Source organism: Streptomyces griseoloalbus, from assembly GCA_014650015.1.
GTDB classification, from domain to species: domain Bacteria; phylum Actinomycetota; class Actinomycetes; order Streptomycetales; family Streptomycetaceae; genus Streptomyces; species Streptomyces griseoloalbus.
Window position 1 is genome coordinate 115,197 of the sequence record BMUD01000002.1, and the last position, 14,682, is coordinate 129,878.

Annotated in this window: 13 protein-coding genes; 10 read left to right on the plus strand and 3 right to left on the minus strand. The window is 71.2% G+C overall.

What is annotated here, in order from left to right:
- Nucleotides 1–197 precede the first annotated feature (197 nt).
- The 9 genes from IE178_RS03440 (at nucleotide 198) to IE178_RS03480 (ending at nucleotide 9,598) form a co-directional block, all read left to right on the plus strand.
- Entirely contained in the window at nucleotides 198–1,364 is a 1,167-nt protein-coding gene (locus tag IE178_RS03440) for a hypothetical protein (RefSeq protein ID WP_193511239.1), read from the plus strand.
- Entirely contained in the window at nucleotides 1,361–2,131 is a 771-nt protein-coding gene (locus IE178_RS03445) for a WecB/TagA/CpsF family glycosyltransferase (protein ID WP_193511240.1), read from the plus strand. The genes IE178_RS03440 and IE178_RS03445 overlap by 4 nt, the downstream gene beginning before the upstream one ends.
- Entirely contained in the window at nucleotides 2,131–3,390 is a 1,260-nt protein-coding gene (locus tag IE178_RS03450) for a nucleotide sugar dehydrogenase (RefSeq protein ID WP_193511241.1), read from the plus strand. Before IE178_RS03445 ends, IE178_RS03450 begins: the two co-directional genes overlap by 1 nt.
- A 3-nt stretch (nucleotides 3,391–3,393) precedes the next feature.
- Nucleotides 3,394–4,563, plus strand: a complete 1,170-nt coding sequence (gene wecB / locus IE178_RS03455; RefSeq protein ID WP_318279821.1) for a non-hydrolyzing UDP-N-acetylglucosamine 2-epimerase — start codon at nucleotides 3,394–3,396, stop codon at nucleotides 4,561–4,563.
- Nucleotides 4,564–4,641: 78 nt separating this feature from the next.
- Complete coding sequence (locus tag IE178_RS03460) at nucleotides 4,642–5,472, plus strand: YveK family protein (protein WP_318279822.1); 831 nt, start codon at nucleotides 4,642–4,644, stop codon at nucleotides 5,470–5,472.
- Nucleotides 5,435–7,003, plus strand: coding sequence for an oligosaccharide flippase family protein (locus IE178_RS03465; protein WP_193511243.1), 1,569 nt, complete (start codon nucleotides 5,435–5,437; stop codon nucleotides 7,001–7,003). The genes IE178_RS03460 and IE178_RS03465 overlap by 38 nt, the downstream gene beginning before the upstream one ends.
- Nucleotides 7,004–7,008: 5 nt before the next feature.
- The gene (locus tag IE178_RS03470; protein WP_318279824.1) at nucleotides 7,009–8,070 is read left to right on the plus strand and encodes a right-handed parallel beta-helix repeat-containing protein; all 1,062 of its coding nucleotides are present in this window, start codon (nucleotides 7,009–7,011) and stop codon (nucleotides 8,068–8,070) included.
- Between the two features lie 8 nt (nucleotides 8,071–8,078).
- Complete coding sequence (locus tag IE178_RS03475; protein ID WP_184762022.1) at nucleotides 8,079–8,879, plus strand: glycosyltransferase family 2 protein; 801 nt, start codon at nucleotides 8,079–8,081, stop codon at nucleotides 8,877–8,879.
- A gap of 41 nt (nucleotides 8,880–8,920) precedes the next feature.
- On the plus strand, nucleotides 8,921–9,598 hold the full coding sequence (locus IE178_RS03480; RefSeq protein ID WP_184762023.1) for a class I SAM-dependent methyltransferase: 678 nt from the start codon (nucleotides 8,921–8,923) through the stop codon (nucleotides 9,596–9,598).
- A 298-nt stretch (nucleotides 9,599–9,896) separates the two neighbouring features.
- On the opposite strand, the gene IE178_RS03485 is transcribed toward IE178_RS03480, so the two are convergent.
- Complete coding sequence (locus tag IE178_RS03485) at nucleotides 9,897–10,796, minus strand: glycosyltransferase family 2 protein (RefSeq protein WP_193511245.1); 900 nt, start codon at nucleotides 10,794–10,796, stop codon at nucleotides 9,897–9,899.
- Complete coding sequence (locus IE178_RS03490) at nucleotides 10,793–12,817, minus strand: O-antigen ligase family protein (RefSeq protein WP_193511246.1); 2,025 nt, start codon at nucleotides 12,815–12,817, stop codon at nucleotides 10,793–10,795. Before IE178_RS03490 ends, IE178_RS03485 begins: the two co-directional genes overlap by 4 nt.
- A gap of 125 nt (nucleotides 12,818–12,942) precedes the next feature.
- Between IE178_RS03490 and IE178_RS03495 the strand changes: the two genes are divergently transcribed.
- The gene (locus tag IE178_RS03495; protein ID WP_193511247.1) at nucleotides 12,943–13,614 is read left to right on the plus strand and encodes a hypothetical protein; all 672 of its coding nucleotides are present in this window, start codon (nucleotides 12,943–12,945) and stop codon (nucleotides 13,612–13,614) included.
- Between the two features lie 17 nt (nucleotides 13,615–13,631).
- Here IE178_RS03495 and IE178_RS03500 read toward each other — a convergent pair whose 3' ends face one another.
- Entirely contained in the window at nucleotides 13,632–14,678 is a 1,047-nt protein-coding gene (locus IE178_RS03500; RefSeq protein WP_184762027.1) for a glycosyltransferase family 2 protein, read from the minus strand.
- Nucleotides 14,679–14,682 lie beyond the last annotated feature (4 nt).

Genomic DNA, 14,682 nt, shown 5'->3' on the forward strand with positions numbered 1-14,682 from the left:
ATGTGTGTGAAGTGTGCAGGCCAAGCACAGTAAGCACACAAGCCAGTGGTGCTCAGGGGGGTTACGGGGTGATGGGGACACCTGTGTCTGAAGCCGGGAGCGCCTGACGTCTGCCTTTCACCGTCCGGCCGGTCGTGGCCCGACGGACACCAGTCGGTTCAACACAGGACCCACAGGGGGGTTGGTGTGTCCGAAAGATGACCACTTCACGTCTCGCGACGCTCGGTCGTGACGAACCGTCGCTGCTCCCGCTGGCTCAACGACTGCTTTCCTTGGCGGAGTCGGGCCTGCCCGCGATGCTGTTACCCGGCCAGGAGGCCTTCGCCTTCACCATGGCCGGGACGAAGGCACCCGACGGTTCCTGGAGTCTGGAGCGGCGCGGGACCAGCACGCGGTACGCGGCCATCACCGCTCTCGGGGTCCGCCATCTGCCCGAGGACCGTCAGCGTGTGGTGCTCGCGGGGCGTACCGCCCAGGAGTTCACCGGCTCGCTGGTGGAGTCCCTGCCCTCGGTGACCAACCTCGGCGACGCGGCGCTCATCGCCTGGGCTGCCGCCGAGACCGGGCATCCCAAGCTCTCCGACGCCCTGGCCGGAGTCGAGGCGTTGGACGACCACGACCGGCCGCAGTACACCGTCGAGGCGGCTTGGGTGCTGTCCGCGCTCGCGGCGGCTCGTGACTCGGCCGACGTCGAGAGGCCTCTCGCCGCCGCGCGCGACCGTCTGCTGCGGGCCCGGATCGGAAACGGCCCGCTGTTCCCGCACGCCACCGGCCCCGGCCTGGTGCCCTGGTACCGGGCCCATGTGAGCTGCTTCGCCGACCAGACCTACCCGCTGCAGGCTCTGGCCCGGGCCCACGCCGGCGGCGACGGCGATCCCGAGGCGCTGGCCGCGTCCGAGGCCTGTGCGGCCCGCCTCTGCGAGCTGCAGGGCGAGGGCGGCCAGTGGTGGTGGCATTACGACGCGCGCACCGGGGGTGTCGTGGAAGGCTATCCGGTCTACAGCGTCCATCAGCACGCGATGGCGCCGACCGCCCTGTTCGACCTCGCCGATGCCGGCGGCAGCGACTTCGGGGCGTCGATCCGCAAGGGTCTGCGGTGGATGACGGACGTGCCGGAACTGGCCGGACACCCCGCCGCCCAGGAGCCGTTGATCGTCGACGGGCTGAGCGTCACCTGGCGCAAGGTCTACCGGGGCGATCCGAAGAAGGCCGTACGCGCCGCCCGCGGACTGTCCACGCGGGCCGTCCCGGGCCTCCGGTTGACGCCTCTGGACCGGGTGTACCGCCCGCTGTCCGTGGACCACGAATGCCGGCCGTACGAACTCGGCTGGATGCTCCACGCCTGGCAGGGGGGCCGGATATGAGCGAGCGGCAGTCACTGTTCGGGATCGAGCTGGACCCACTGACCATGGACCAGACCGTGGAGCGCTGCCTCGCCGCGGTGCGGGACGGCGGACAGCTGGAGATCGGCGTGGTCAACGCGGCGAAGCTGGTCACCATGCGGCGGGATCCGCGGCTCGCCGAGGCGGTGGCCGGCTGCGATCTGGTGCTCGCCGACGGGCAGGCCGTGGTCTGGGCCGGGCGCATACTGCGTGCTCCACTGCCGGAGCGGGTGGCGGGGATCGACCTGTTCCTGAGGCTGCTGGCGGAGGCGGAGTCGGCGGGCATGTCGGTGTACTTCCTCGGTGCCAGGCAGGAAGTGCTCCAGGAGATGCTGCGCCGGGTCGCCGACCGGTACCCCGGTCTGAAGGTGGCCGGCAGCCGCCACGGCTACTTCGACGACTCCGAGCAGGAAGCCATCGCGGACTCGATAGCCCGCAGTGGCGCCCAGATGCTCTTCCTTGGCATGACCTCGCCGAAAAAGGAGATCTTCACCGCCGCCTACGGCGCGCGTACGGGCGCCCGTGTCGTGCACGGGGTCGGCGGCTCCTTCGACATCGTGGCCGGGGTCACCCGGCGGGCCCCCGAGTCCTGGCAGCGCCGGGGACTCGAATGGCTCTACCGGGCCCTCCAGGAACCGCGCCGCTTGGGCCGGCGCTATCTCACCACCAATGCTGCCTTCGCCCTCATGACGGCGCGCGAGCGCATCCGGCTCACCCCGTCGATCGCTCCCGCGAACAGGAGTCGCTGATGCGCGTCGTCGTGGTCGGACAGGGATACGTCGGCCTGCCGCTGGCCATCCGGGCCGCCGAGGTCGGACACGAGGTGATCGGCTACGACGTCGACGCCCTGCGGATCAAGAGCCTCACGGCCGGCGAGTCCTTCGTGGAGGACGTCTCCTCCGAGCGGATCCGCGCGGCCCTGGACAACGGCACCTATCGCCCGAGCGAGTCTGCGCGTGACTGCGGCGGTTTCGACGTCGCCGTCGTGACGGTGCCGACCCCGCTCCACGAGGGCACCCCCGACCTGCGGTACATCAAGGAGTCGGCGGTCACCCTCGCCCGCTATCTGCGCCCCGGAGCCACGGTCGTCCTGGAGTCGACCACCTACCCCGGCACCACCCAGGACCTGTTCGCGCCGATCCTGGAGGAAGGTTCGGGTCTCACCGCGGGCAGCGACTTCCGGCTCGGCTACAGCCCGGAGCGGATCGACCCCGGTAACGCGGTGTGGGACTTCACGGCGACTCCGAAGGTCGTCTCCGGTGTCGACGAGTCCTCGCTGAGGGCGGTTCAGGACTTCTACGCGCAACTCGTCGACACCACCGTGCCGGTGAGCTCGCCCAAGGAGGCCGAGCTGGCCAAGCTGCTGGAGAACACCTTCCGGCATGTGAACATCGCGCTGGTCAACGAGATCGCGATGTTCGCCCATCACCTGGACATCGACGTCTGGCAGGCCATCGAGGCCGCCTCCAGCAAGCCGTTCGGCTTCATGAAGTTCACTCCCGGGCCGGGTGTCGGCGGCCACTGCCTGCCGATCGACCCCTCGTACCTGTCCTGGCGGGTGCAGCGCGAACTCGGCCAGAACTTCCGCTTCGTGGAGCTGGCCAACGACATCAACAACCACATGCCCGAGTACGTGGCACGGCGGATCGGCGACCTCTTCAACGCAAGACGCCGGTCCGTCAACGGTTCGCGCATCCTGCTGCTCGGGCTGGCCTACAAGAAGAACACGGGTGACGCCCGCGAGTCGCCCGCGCTGCGCATCTCCCAACTGCTGCTCGACATGGGGGCGCAGGTCAGGGCGGCGGACCCGCACGTCGTGGAGAGCCTGCCGGTGGACACCCGGCTGGTGCGGGTCGATCTCGAAGCCGAGGAGCTGGCGGCCGCCGATGTGGTGGTCCTGCTCACCGACCACGACTCCTTCGACTACGAACTCGTCGCCGAGCACGCCCCCGTCGTCCTCGACTGCCGGCGGCGGCTGCCGTCCCGACCCACGATCGAGGTGCTCTGAGAGATGCCGCGCATCATCTGTGTCGCCGGGGCGCGCCCCAACTACATGAAGGTCAAACCGGTCATGGACGCGCTGGAGCGCCGAGGCGCCGAGGTGCTCCTCGTCCACACCGGACAGCACTACGACCCGGCCATGAACGACGTGTTCTTCGCCGATCTGGGCATCCGGCCGCCGGACCGCTTCCTCGGCGTCGGCTCCGGCAGCCACGCCGAGCAGACCGGCCGGGTGATGACCGCGTTCGAGCCGTTGCTCGACGAGGTGTCCCCGGACCTCGTCGTCGTGTTCGGCGACATCAACTCCACGCTGGCCTGTGCCCTGGTCACCGCGAAGGCGGGCCCGTTGCTGGCCCATGTCGAGGCCGGTCTGCGCAGCCGTGACTGGAGCATGCCGGAGGAGGTCAACCGCGTCGCCACCGACCGGGTCAGCGACTATCTGCTGGCCCCCTCGCCCGACGCGGCCGAGAACCTGCGCGCCGAGGGCTACCGGGAGGACCAGATCCACCTGGTGGGCAACGTCATGATCGACACGTTGCTGGCCAACCTGGAGCGCGCCCGGGCCTCGGACGTCCTCGACCGGTTCGGTCTGACCAGGGGCGGGTACGGCCTGGTCACGCTGCACCGGCCCGCCAATGTGGACGACCCCGGGGTGCTCGCCGGACTGCTGAAGGCGCTGGGCGAGATCGCCGGCCGCTGCCCGCTGGTGCTGCCGGTGCACCCGCGCGCGGCCGGCCGGCTGGCCGAGCTGGGTGTCCCCGGAGGCATTCGACTCGTTCCGCCCGCGGGGTACGTGGACTTCATCGCGCTTCAGGACGCGGCGAGCGTCGTGCTGACCGACTCCGGCGGTGTGCAGGAGGAGACCACTGCGCTGGGCGTGCCGTGTGTGACGCTGCGGGACAACACCGAGCGGCCCATCACCGTGGAAGAGGGGACCAACGTGCTGGCCGGGCGGGATCCGGCACGCATCGTGAGCACCGTGAACGGGGTACTGGACGGCCCTCCCGCGCCGCGCCGGCCCGAGCTGTGGGACGGCCGGGCGAGCGACCGCATCGCCGACGTGCTGCTGCACGGAGGCACCGCGCGCACGCGGCCGAGACCGACCGACCGGCCGGGACCCGTCCATCGCCCGGACCTCATCGGCCGACCGGGGCGCACGGACCGCACGTTCCCCCTATGATCCGCTCGCCACACACGACCGTCGCACACTTGGTCGCCAGGGGGGACCGCCATGGATCTCGCTGAGATCTTTCGGGTCATGCGCAGACGCTGGTATGTCCTGCTGCCCGGACTGCTGCTGACCGCCGGCCTGATCGTCGGCGTGACCTCGACGGTTCCCGTCAGCTACCAGTCGCAGAGCACGGTGGTGCTGCTGAACTCCCAGAAGGCCACGCTGGCCTACGACGGCAACCCCTTCCTCAGCACGCAGACCTCGCTCACCGGCATGGCCGACAGCCTGGCCCGCAGTCTCAACTCCGACGACTCGCTGAAGGAGCTCAGGTCCCGCGGCGCCAGGGGTACGTTCGAGGCGAAGATCGCCGACAACGCGCAGGGGCCGCTGATGTGGCTCACGGTCACCGGCACCGACGAGGCCTCCGTCCTGGCCTCGGACAGGATCCTGACCACCTATGCCGAGGAACGGCTGGGGCAGTTCCAGGAACAGCAGTCGGTCGCTCCGAAGGCCATGATCCGGATGACGACGATCGTGCCGCCGCAGAAGCCGGTGGCGCAGACCAGGACGCGGATCCAGTACATGGTCATGGCCGGGGCCCTGGGCCTGGTGCTCACCCTGGTCACCGCCTTCTACGTGGAGGCGCGCAACAGGTCGCACCCGCCCGGGCCGGTGGCACGGCCCGTCGAGCCGGAGGAGGAGACGACCACCTCCACCCCGCCGGCCGGGGAATCGGTCCCGGACGAAACGCTCGCCATCCGGCGGCCACCGAGTTGGTCACAGTCCGCCGGGGACGGTCCGGTCGCCGCAGAGGCCGAAGCGCCACGGCCCGTCATGGCAGTGGCGTCCGCCGTGGAGCCGCTCGACGAGGAGTCGACTCATGGACATCACCCGCGCACCGGACAGCGGGACGGATGAGCCGGGCGACGCATCCGCTCCTCCCGCTCCCGCGGCCCCCGCTTCCGACTCCCTCGGCCGGAAGGTCCGTTCGGCGGCCCGGTGGAGCCTGATCAACACCGTCGTCCTGCGCCTGGGCAACTTCGCGACCGGCATCGTGCTGGCGCGCTTCGCCCTGGGCCCCGCGGAATGGGGTGTGTACGGCATCGCCCAGACCGTGCTGCTGGTCCTGCTGTCCGCGAACGAGCTGGGCGTGGGCCTGGCCATCGTGCGCTGGGAGGGGGACGCGCGGCGGTTCGCGCCGACCGTGCTGACCCTCAGCACCCTCTCCAGCGGCCTGCTGTACGTGGCACTGTTCGCGGTGGCTCCGACGGTGGGCGGTCTGCTCGGCTCGCCGGGCGCCACGGACGTGCTGCGGGTGATGTGTCTGTGCGTGGTGATCGACGGGGTGGCACAGGTGCCCGGCGGCTTCCTCACCCGTGAGTTCGCCCAGGGCAAGCGAATGATCATCGACGCCCTCAACTTCGTGCTCGGCACCGCGGTGACGCTGCTGCTGGCCTTCGAGGGCTGGGGCGCGATGAGCTTCGCCTGGGGAGCCGTGGCGGGTAACCTCGTGACGCTGATCGGCTGCTGGCTGGCGGCACCGGGCACCCTGAGATACGGATGGGACCCCGAACAGGCCCGGGCCCTGCTGAGGTTCGGGCTTCCGCTGGCCGGGGCGAGCATGCTGGCCCTGGCTGTGGTCAACGTCGACACCATGGTGCTGGGCGCGACGCTGGGTCACGTGTCGCTGGGCTTCTACGTGCTCGCCTTCAACATGTCCGGCTGGCCGGTGAGGATCATCTCCGAGGCCGCCCGCCGGGTCTCCTTCGCCGGATTCTCCCGTCTGGCCGACTCGCCGCGGGCGCTCGCCCAGGGTTTCGGCCGTGCCCTGGGCATGCTGATCACCGGCACCGTCCCGCTGTGCGTCCTGCTGGCCGGTTTCGCGGAGCCGGTCGTCCGGCTGGTCTACGGAAGCCAGTGGGCCCCCGCTGCCGCGGCACTGCCCTGGCTGATGGCCCTCGGTCTGATCCGTATCGGCAGCGAACTCGCCTACGACTGCCTGGTCGCCGTCGGACAGCGCCGCTCGCTCTTCCTGGTGCAGGGCCTGTGGCTGGTGGCCCTGATCCCGGTGCTTCTCGTCGCCGCCCGCCTGAACGGCATCGTCGGAGTCTCCCAGGGCCACGTCCTGGTCGCCGGCGGCCTCGTGGTGCCGGTCTTCCTGATCGCCCTCCGCCGTGGCGGCATCGGCCTCGGCCTGATCGCCAGGGCCTGCGCGTGGCCCTTCCTCGGCGGGGCCGTGATGGCGGCGATCGTCCTCGGCCTGCAACTCCCGTTCGGCGACGGGCCGCTCGCGCTCCTCGTCATCGGCACCATCGCCCTGGCCGGCTACACGGTGTGCGTACTGCCCAGCCGCGACTTCCTGCGCGGCGTCCGCCCCGACGACCGGCCTCACCGCGTCCGGCACCGGGCGTCCGCACCGGGTCGCCCTACCCGACAGGACATGAGGTGAGCCCGATGTCACGGCGTACCGGCCGGATCCCGCTCGCGGGGCTGCTGCTCGCCGCCCTGCTGGCGGTCATGGGGACGGCCTGCTCGGGGTCGGAGAGGTCCGCCGCTCCGGACTGCCCGGACGATGCGCCGACCTGCCCCGCGAGCGCCTCCCCGGCGCCACCGAGCGCCGCACCGTCACCGCCGGCGCAACCCACCGCGACGGCCGGCCCGAGCGGTGCGTCCGCAACACCCGCTGCCCGGGCCGCGTGCCCCTCTCCCAGCGCCTGCGGCTTCCCCGACGCCCGCACCACCGGACCCCGCATCGCCCTCAAGCCCTCCAAGACCGGCGACATGACCGTCCGTACCGACGGGATGGTCCTCCGGGGCCAGGACATCACCGGCTCGCTCGACATCTACGCCAACGACGTCACCGTCATCGACACCAGGATCACCTCGGCCAACTGGTGGGGCATCAACCTGCGCCCCGGTTACCACGGCCTGCGGGTCCTGCACTCCACCATCACCGCCGTGCCCGGCAAGGGGCCGGACAACGGCGGCGTGGACTACGCGGTGTCGAACATGGGGGTCAGCTCCATCGAGGTGGGCTGGTGCGACATCTCGGTGTTCGGCGACGCCCTGTCCATGGGGCAGGGCGATCTGCACGACAACTACGTGCACGACATCGCCCCGTTCGTCAACCAGGGCGGCGAGTGGCAGCACACCAACGCGGTGATCAGCGGCGGCGGCAACACCGGGCATCTGATCATCCGCCACAACACCCTGCTGAACCCGACCGGCCTGGAGCAGGGGGCTTCGGGGAGCATCGGCCTGTTCGCGGACTCCGGGGCGGTCCGCAACGTCACCGTCGACCGCAACTGGATCGCCGGCGGCGCGTACGCGCTGTACGCCGGTGGGACGGGCGCCACCGGAATCAAGGTCACGGACAACGTCTTCTCCACGCAGTACCACCCCGCCTCCGGCGGCTACAGCGTGGTCGCCCACTGGAACGCGGGCGGCGCCGGGAACGTGTGGCGGAACAACCGGATGTCCGACGGCCGCCCGGTCCGGCCGGAGCCGTCCTCGTGAGCGGCGTCATGACGCGTCGGGTCGCGCGGGCGCCCTGGTCGCTGCTCAAGGCGTTGTTCGGCTGGCTGGTCCTCTTCGAGGCCAGGAACAAGGTCGTGCTGGCCCCCACGGCGGTGCGGCTGCGCCGGATCGAGGACGCCGAGACCCGACGGCTGGCCGCCGGCCTGGCGTCGCCGCCGTCGGCGCTGGTCGCCACGGTGATCGCCACCCACCGACGTCCCGAGGCGCTGCGTTCCGCGGTGCGCTCGGCCCTGGACCAGACCGTTCGCGACCAGGTCGTCATCGTGGTCGACGACGGCGCCGGACTGCCCGAGCTGCCGCATGACCCACGACTGTTCGCCGTCTCACTGGCACGCAACACCGGGGTGGCCGGGGTGGTGCGCAATGTGGGCATCCGGCTGACGCGCTCGCGGTACGTGGCCTTCCTGGACGATGACAACCTGTGGGAACCCGACCACCTCGAACGGACGTTGGCTTTGCTGGAGTCCCCCGGCGGGCCCGACGGCGTCTACACGGCACTGCGCCGCGTCCTGCCCGACGGCAGCGAGACGGACGTCCTGTCGGTCCCCTACGACCGGCGCCGGGCCGCCCGCACGGCTTTCCTGGACACCAACGCCTTCGTCGCCCGCCGCAATCGCTCCCTGCACTTCAGCCGCCTGCGCCGGACACCCGAGGTGCTGCCCCGGGAGGACTGGGAGCTGATCCACCGGTACGGCCGCAGGCACCGGGTGCTCCATGTGCCGCACCCCACCGTCCGGTATCTGATGAACCCGGCCAGCTTCTACACGCGATGGCAGCAGCCCAGTTGAGGCTCACTCCCTTTCCACTCCGACCACAGGTGGTTGATCCCATGCCCCGCTCCCGCGCCCTGAGGAACAGATTCGTCGACGCGCCCGGCTCGCTGGGCGAACGGCTCCGCGTCGCCCGCTGGGAACGGTTGCGACGCTGCTTCCCGGGCATCGAGAACATGAGCGTCGTGGACCTGGGCGGGACGGCCGAGATGTGGTTGCGCGCACCGGTGCGCGCCAAGCACGTCCACCTGATCAACCTGGAGGAACACCCGGCCGAACTGCCCGACTGGATCACCGCGGAGAACGCCGACGTCACCGACCCGGCGGTCGCCGCCGAACTGGGCGGCAAGGGCGGCTACGACCTGGTGTTCTCCAACTCGACCATCGAGCACGTGGGCGGTCACGGCCAGCGCCGGAGGTTCGTCTCCGCCGTCGAGCGACTGGCGCCGCTGCACTGGATCCAGACGCCCTACCGCTACTTCCCCGTCGAACCGCACTTCGTGGCACCCGGCTTCCAGTTCCTGCCGCTGAGCGTCCGGGCGCGTCTGGTACGGCACTGGCCGCTCGTCCACAGCCGCCCCGACAGTCCGGAGTCGGCGATGAACGCCGTGATCAACATCGAGCTGCTCACCCGCGCGGAGATGCGCTACCTGTTCCCCCGGTCCCAGCTCCTCAGCGAGCGGGTGCTCGGTGCGCCGAAGTCGCTCATCGCCGTGAGAACGAGGCCGGCACGCTGAACAACCCGGTCGACGGACATGACGCGGCCGGCTGCCGCGCAAGGCGCGGAAGCCGGGCCGGACCCGGTGCAGCGGTACCGGCGGTACCGGCTGTACCGGCTGTACCGGCTGTACCGGCTGTACCGGCGGTGATCGAACGGACGGGACCTGCTGTGCGGCACCGGCGGACGAGCCGCTCCGGGCGAACGGTCCGCACCACCGCGGCGAACGCGGCGCCGTCGTGGCTGGTCGCGCCCACGCGGCGCCGCATACCGGCACAGGCCCGCGCCCTTCGGGGCGCCCCGAACCGCGTTCGCCGTCACGGTCCCGGTGTCGTGCGCAGGGCGCCCGGTCTGGCGAGCGCGGCCGCGGCCGCCCGGCTGGCCGGGCGGCCGAGGGCGGCGCGTGAGGTCTCGCGGAGCAGGACGGCGGCGCGGAAGGCGGCCGTGGCGAGGGCACCGTGCCGACGCCGGTACAGGCGGACGCGGTTGAGGGTGAGGAGAGTCCAGAGCCGGGGCGACACCTGGGAGTCGCCGCCCAGGTGAACGGCCTCGGCCGTCGGCTCCAGCTGTGTGACGTATCCCCGCTCTCGCGCACGCAGGCAGTACTCGGTCTCCTCCGAGTAGAGGAAGAAGGACTCGTCCCACCGACCGCAAGCGGCCAGGCACTCCCCCGAGATGGCCATGAGTGCCCCGGTCGCCCAGTCCGCGCGCGTGCGCCGCCGATATGCGGCGGGGTCGGTGACGAGCTCACTGAGGACCGGGAAGCGCCCGGCCCGGGTATTGCCGATGACGGCCTCACCGAGCGCCCGGAGCACACTCGGCTCGCGGCGCAGCGAGTGATGGGGCGTGTCCCTGCCTTCCTCATAGAGGAGGGGTACGGCGATCCCGACTCCGTCCCCCAAGCCGTCGACGAGACGTTCGGCGCAGCCCTGCCGCATGCGGATGTCGGGGTTGCAGATCAGAGCGGCCCGGTACTCACCGGCCGCACCCAGCGCCGCATTGACCCCGGCCGCGTACCCGGCGTTGCGGCCGGTGCGGACGAGGGTGGCGTCGGGGGCCAGCGCCCGGAGAACCTCGACGGTGTCGTCGCAGGAGTCGTTGTCGGCGACGACGAGCCGCCAGTCGAGGCCGGCCATGCCGTCGGGAAGCGCGGCGAGGAACCCGGGGAGCACCGGGGCGCTGTTCCAGGTGACGACGACGACGGCGACGGGGCTCATCGGGACCCCGCGAGTCGGGGAAGCCGGGCTTCGGATGCCTTACCGGGGGCGGGGACGGCAGCGGCAGCCGCCTCGCGGCGGATGAACCCGAGACAGCTGCCGCCTGCCCCCAGGATCAGGAAGAACATCCCCGCGTACATGGGGAAGCTGAGCGCGTCGAAGGTGGCACTGATGACCAGGGCGACCAGGGCCGAGGCGAGAAAGGCCTGCCCGAGTTCCCGGTCCGATTCGGTGCGGCCGAGTCGGCGAATGACACCGCCGGTGTGTATCCCGGTGACGAACAGGAAAAGCAGTGCGGTCAGTCCCACGATGCCCATTTCGGCCAGAGTCAGCATGTATTGGTTGTCCGTGAAGAAGTACAGGTCGGGGATGAAGGTGCCGAATCCGCGTCCGAACCAGGGGCGTTCGCCGAGATAGGGGACGATCGCGCCGTACTTCACGGTACGTGCCTGGGTGCTGCTGTCGGAGTCGGACAGGAAGCTGGCGAACAGGTTGGTGATGGTTCCGATCAGCCCGGGAACGATCACCTTGAAGCCGGCCACCGAACCCAGGATCAGTCCGATCGCGGCCCAGCGCCGCTGCGGCTTCCAGCGGGGCACCATCACCAGGATCACGATGAAGGCACCGATGATGGACGTCCTGGACACCGTCAGCGGAAGAGCGCCCGCCATGATCGCCACCGGGGCCCAGCGCCGCAGCGCGCCGGCGTGCCGGCGTGCCGGATCGAACGCCTGGTGGACGGCGAAGGGAACCAGGATGGCCAGCATCCCCCCGAACTCCAGCGGATGGGCCGTGGTGGAGCGCGGCCGGGTGAACGAGCCCCGGTCCATGGCACTGATCCCGGCGTTGCTCGCCTGCAGGCCGGGGATGTCGAGGGAGTCGGCGATGTTGGTCGCGGCGAAGAAGTCGTAGTAGCCGATCAGGGCGACCACCGTGCCCAGGACGACGAGCCGCCGCATCAGGGTCTCCAGCCGGCTGCGCTCCTGGATACCGGCCGAGGCCAGCACCACCAGCGCCACCCACACCAAGAGCCCGATGAGCCCCCGGTCGGCTGCGAGGGCCTCCTCGTGCGAGCTGTCGCGGGTCGCGGCCGCGAGGTACGACAGCAGCACCGCCGCGGCGAGCACGCACATCGCCACGCGCGGCAGCCTGGTGCCCTTCGCCGGAAGAACACGGCCGCCGAGCCAGGTCGCGAGGTACCAGAGAAGTCCCAGCAGGGCGAAGACGTTGGCCGGGGTACCGACGCCGCCCAGCGCGGGCAGGGTGAGGTTCGACGGGACGAAGACGGCCAGCACCAGATAGCCGGTGAGGATCGTCGTGGCGTCGAGTCTGCGTACCAGCAGGCCTCTGGGCCGCTCCGGGGCCCGGGCCCGATGGCGCCGGGGCACGTACCCGGCCAGGGCGCGTCCCCGGCGGCGGACCGTCGCGACGCCTTCGGCCAGGACGGACAGCAGGAACGCGCTGACGAGCCCGACGATGACGACCGCCGCTATCCCCTGGTACCGGCTCTTCGACTGCGGGACCGGTGTCTGCGGCAGGACGACCGGCGCGGTCTGCACCGTGTACACCGCCGGCACCTTGGAGGCGGCCTGCAGGGCCGTCAGCTGCTCCCCGGCGAACCGGGTGAGGGTGGTGGTCTCCCGGAGCACCTTCGCCCGGTCGGTTCCGGTGACGCTCAGGGTGAGCAACGGGCCGTCGGTGTCCGGCGCGAAGGCGACGGAGTACGGGTCCGTGACGCCGCGGGAGCGCAGTTCCCCGGCCGAGTCGCTCGACTGGAGCGTCCTGATCAGCACGTCGGCCGTGATGACCAGCGGACCGCCCGCGTTCGACAGGGGGTTGCCGAAGGCCGGCGCCAGTTCGACGGTCGCCGTGGAGTCGAGGAGCGTGACGGAGCTCTGCGACTCGTAGGACACCGGGATGGTCCGGTACAGGTATCCGCCCGCGAGAAGACTGAGCAGGGTGAGGGGCCCTATGAAGTACCAGCGCCGGCGCATGATCGCCAAGAGGTCGGCAAGGCTCATGAGGTCTCCCCCCGGCCCCGTGCGGCAGGACCTGGCGTCCGTGCCCGGGCCCAGCACGACCCGCGTGATGTGGTGGCGGCCGACCCCGGCGCCTGCGAGGATCGGTGCCGACGGAAGGAGTCCCTGTGTCGCCCCGTGACGTCGCCGAAGCGCTGCTGCGCCGCTGGTACGTTCTGCTGCTCGGGCTCCTGCTGACGGCCGCCGGAACATACCAGGTGCTGCGCCCGGCCCCGCAGTACGTGAGTTCGGCGGTGGTCGTCCTCAAGCCGCCGGTGACGGGGAACCAGCCGAACCAGCTGACGAATCTGCAACCGCCGCTCGCCACACTCTCCTACGGGGTCGTCCAGCAGCTCGAATCGCCCGCCGGGCGCGAGGAGCTGAACGCCGCCGGCGTGCGGGGGGCGTACCAGCTGATCCCGCGCAACAGCGGCACCAGTGCGACGCCGCGCTATCTGATCCCCTCGGTACAGGTGCAGGCGCGGCGGGCCGGCGCGGTCGAGGCCGACACGGCGGTCCAACGGGTCGTCGACGTCTACACCAGGCATGTGGCGGACTTGCAGGATGCCCAGGGGATCGCGCCCGGACTGCGGATCAGCGCGTCCGTCCTGGTCGCCCCGAGCGCCACCCCGGTGCAGGGCTCCCGAACCCGGGCACTGGCCGGTACGGCGCTGCTGGGCGGAACCGCCGCGATCCTGGGCGCGCTGTGGTGCGACCGGTACGCGCTGCGCCGCAGGGAGAGGAACGAGAGCTCGCCCGGCCTGCTCCGTCACGCCGACGGCACTCCGGTGACAGGCTGAGTCGCACTGACGGGGCATCAGATACCGCGCCGCTTCCACGACTCCCACCAGAGCCACTCCCGCCCGCGCTCGGCCACGGCGGACCAGACCAGCGGCTGGAGGTACGGCATGGCCCTCGGGCCGATCCGCCTGCGCAGCCGCAGCGCGCGGTACTCGGGCAGCGCCGCGTATCCGGGCAGGCACTGCTCGGCGAAGGCCACGCACTCCTCGACCGGGACGATCGCCGTGCGGCCCCGGTCGTAGGCGCGGTACGCGCGGCGCAGGGCGAAGCGGGCGAGCCGGGTGTGCACCTCGTCGGCCAGGCGGTCGGCGTGCGGCAGCCGGTCGCCGCACTTGGCGAGCACCGAGTCGAAGGCCACCAGCCGCTGGCGCAGGTCGTCGAGCTGGCCGCCGAAGTCGGTGGTCGACATGTTGTTGCCGTGGACCCGGTAGAAGGCCTGGTCCGCGCCGCGTACGTAGCCGACGTCGGCGTGGGCGGCGAGCCGCATCCACATCTCGATGTCACCGGCATGCGGCAGGGCCGGATCGTAGCCGCCGACCGTGCGCTGCAGGTCGGTGCGGACGACGACCTCCGGCGAGGTGATGCAGCCGGTGCCCTCGCGGAACCGTCGCCGAAGCCACCACTGCCCGGGGTAGACGACCGAGCCGGTGCCGCGCGTGCGGGCCTTGGGCAGCGGCCCGCCGTGCTGGAAGCGCAGGGGGCGCCCGTAGGCGAACCCCGCCTCGGGGTGGGCGTCGAGGAGCGCGGCCGCCCGGACCAGCGCGCCCGGCACCAGCCGGTCGTCGGCGGAGAGGAGGGTGACGTAGTCGCCGTCGGCCCACTCCAGGAGCCCCTCGTTGTAGGTGGCGATGTGGCCCTTGTTGGTCTCGTGGACCCGGACCTCGATGCGCGGGTCGGTGGCGGCCAGTTTGTGCGCGGTCTCCGCCGAGTCGTCGGGCGAGGCGTCGTCGATGACGAGCACCCGGACGTCGACGCCGTCCTGCTCGTCGAGGACGCTGCTCACACAGTCGGCGAGGAAATGGCCGTACTTGTAGCAGGGGATGACAACACTGACGCTGCTCATCGGT

Excerpts from the sequence above, each read along its gene's own strand:
- IE178_RS03440 (WP_193511239.1), top strand. The coding sequence starts at position 198 with ATGACCACTTCACGTCTCGCGACGCTCGGTCGTGACGAACCGTCGCTG.
- IE178_RS03445 (WP_193511240.1), top strand. The coding sequence starts at position 1,361 with ATGAGCGAGCGGCAGTCACTGTTCGGGATCGAGCTGGACCCACTGACC.
- IE178_RS03450 (WP_193511241.1), top strand. The coding sequence starts at position 2,131 with ATGCGCGTCGTCGTGGTCGGACAGGGATACGTCGGCCTGCCGCTGGCC.
- wecB (WP_318279821.1), top strand. The coding sequence starts at position 3,394 with ATGCCGCGCATCATCTGTGTCGCCGGGGCGCGCCCCAACTACATGAAG.
- IE178_RS03460 (WP_318279822.1), top strand. The coding sequence starts at position 4,642 with ATGCGCAGACGCTGGTATGTCCTGCTGCCCGGACTGCTGCTGACCGCC.
- IE178_RS03465 (WP_193511243.1), top strand. The coding sequence starts at position 5,435 with ATGGACATCACCCGCGCACCGGACAGCGGGACGGATGAGCCGGGCGAC.
- IE178_RS03470 (WP_318279824.1), top strand. The coding sequence starts at position 7,009 with ATGTCACGGCGTACCGGCCGGATCCCGCTCGCGGGGCTGCTGCTCGCC.
- IE178_RS03475 (WP_184762022.1), top strand. The coding sequence starts at position 8,079 with ATGACGCGTCGGGTCGCGCGGGCGCCCTGGTCGCTGCTCAAGGCGTTG.
- IE178_RS03480 (WP_184762023.1), top strand. The coding sequence starts at position 8,921 with ATGCCCCGCTCCCGCGCCCTGAGGAACAGATTCGTCGACGCGCCCGGC.
- IE178_RS03485 (WP_193511245.1), bottom strand. The coding sequence starts at position 10,796 with ATGAGCCCCGTCGCCGTCGTCGTCGTCACCTGGAACAGCGCCCCGGTG.
- IE178_RS03490 (WP_193511246.1), bottom strand. The coding sequence starts at position 12,817 with ATGAGCCTTGCCGACCTCTTGGCGATCATGCGCCGGCGCTGGTACTTC.
- IE178_RS03500 (WP_184762027.1), bottom strand. The coding sequence starts at position 14,678 with ATGAGCAGCGTCAGTGTTGTCATCCCCTGCTACAAGTACGGCCATTTC.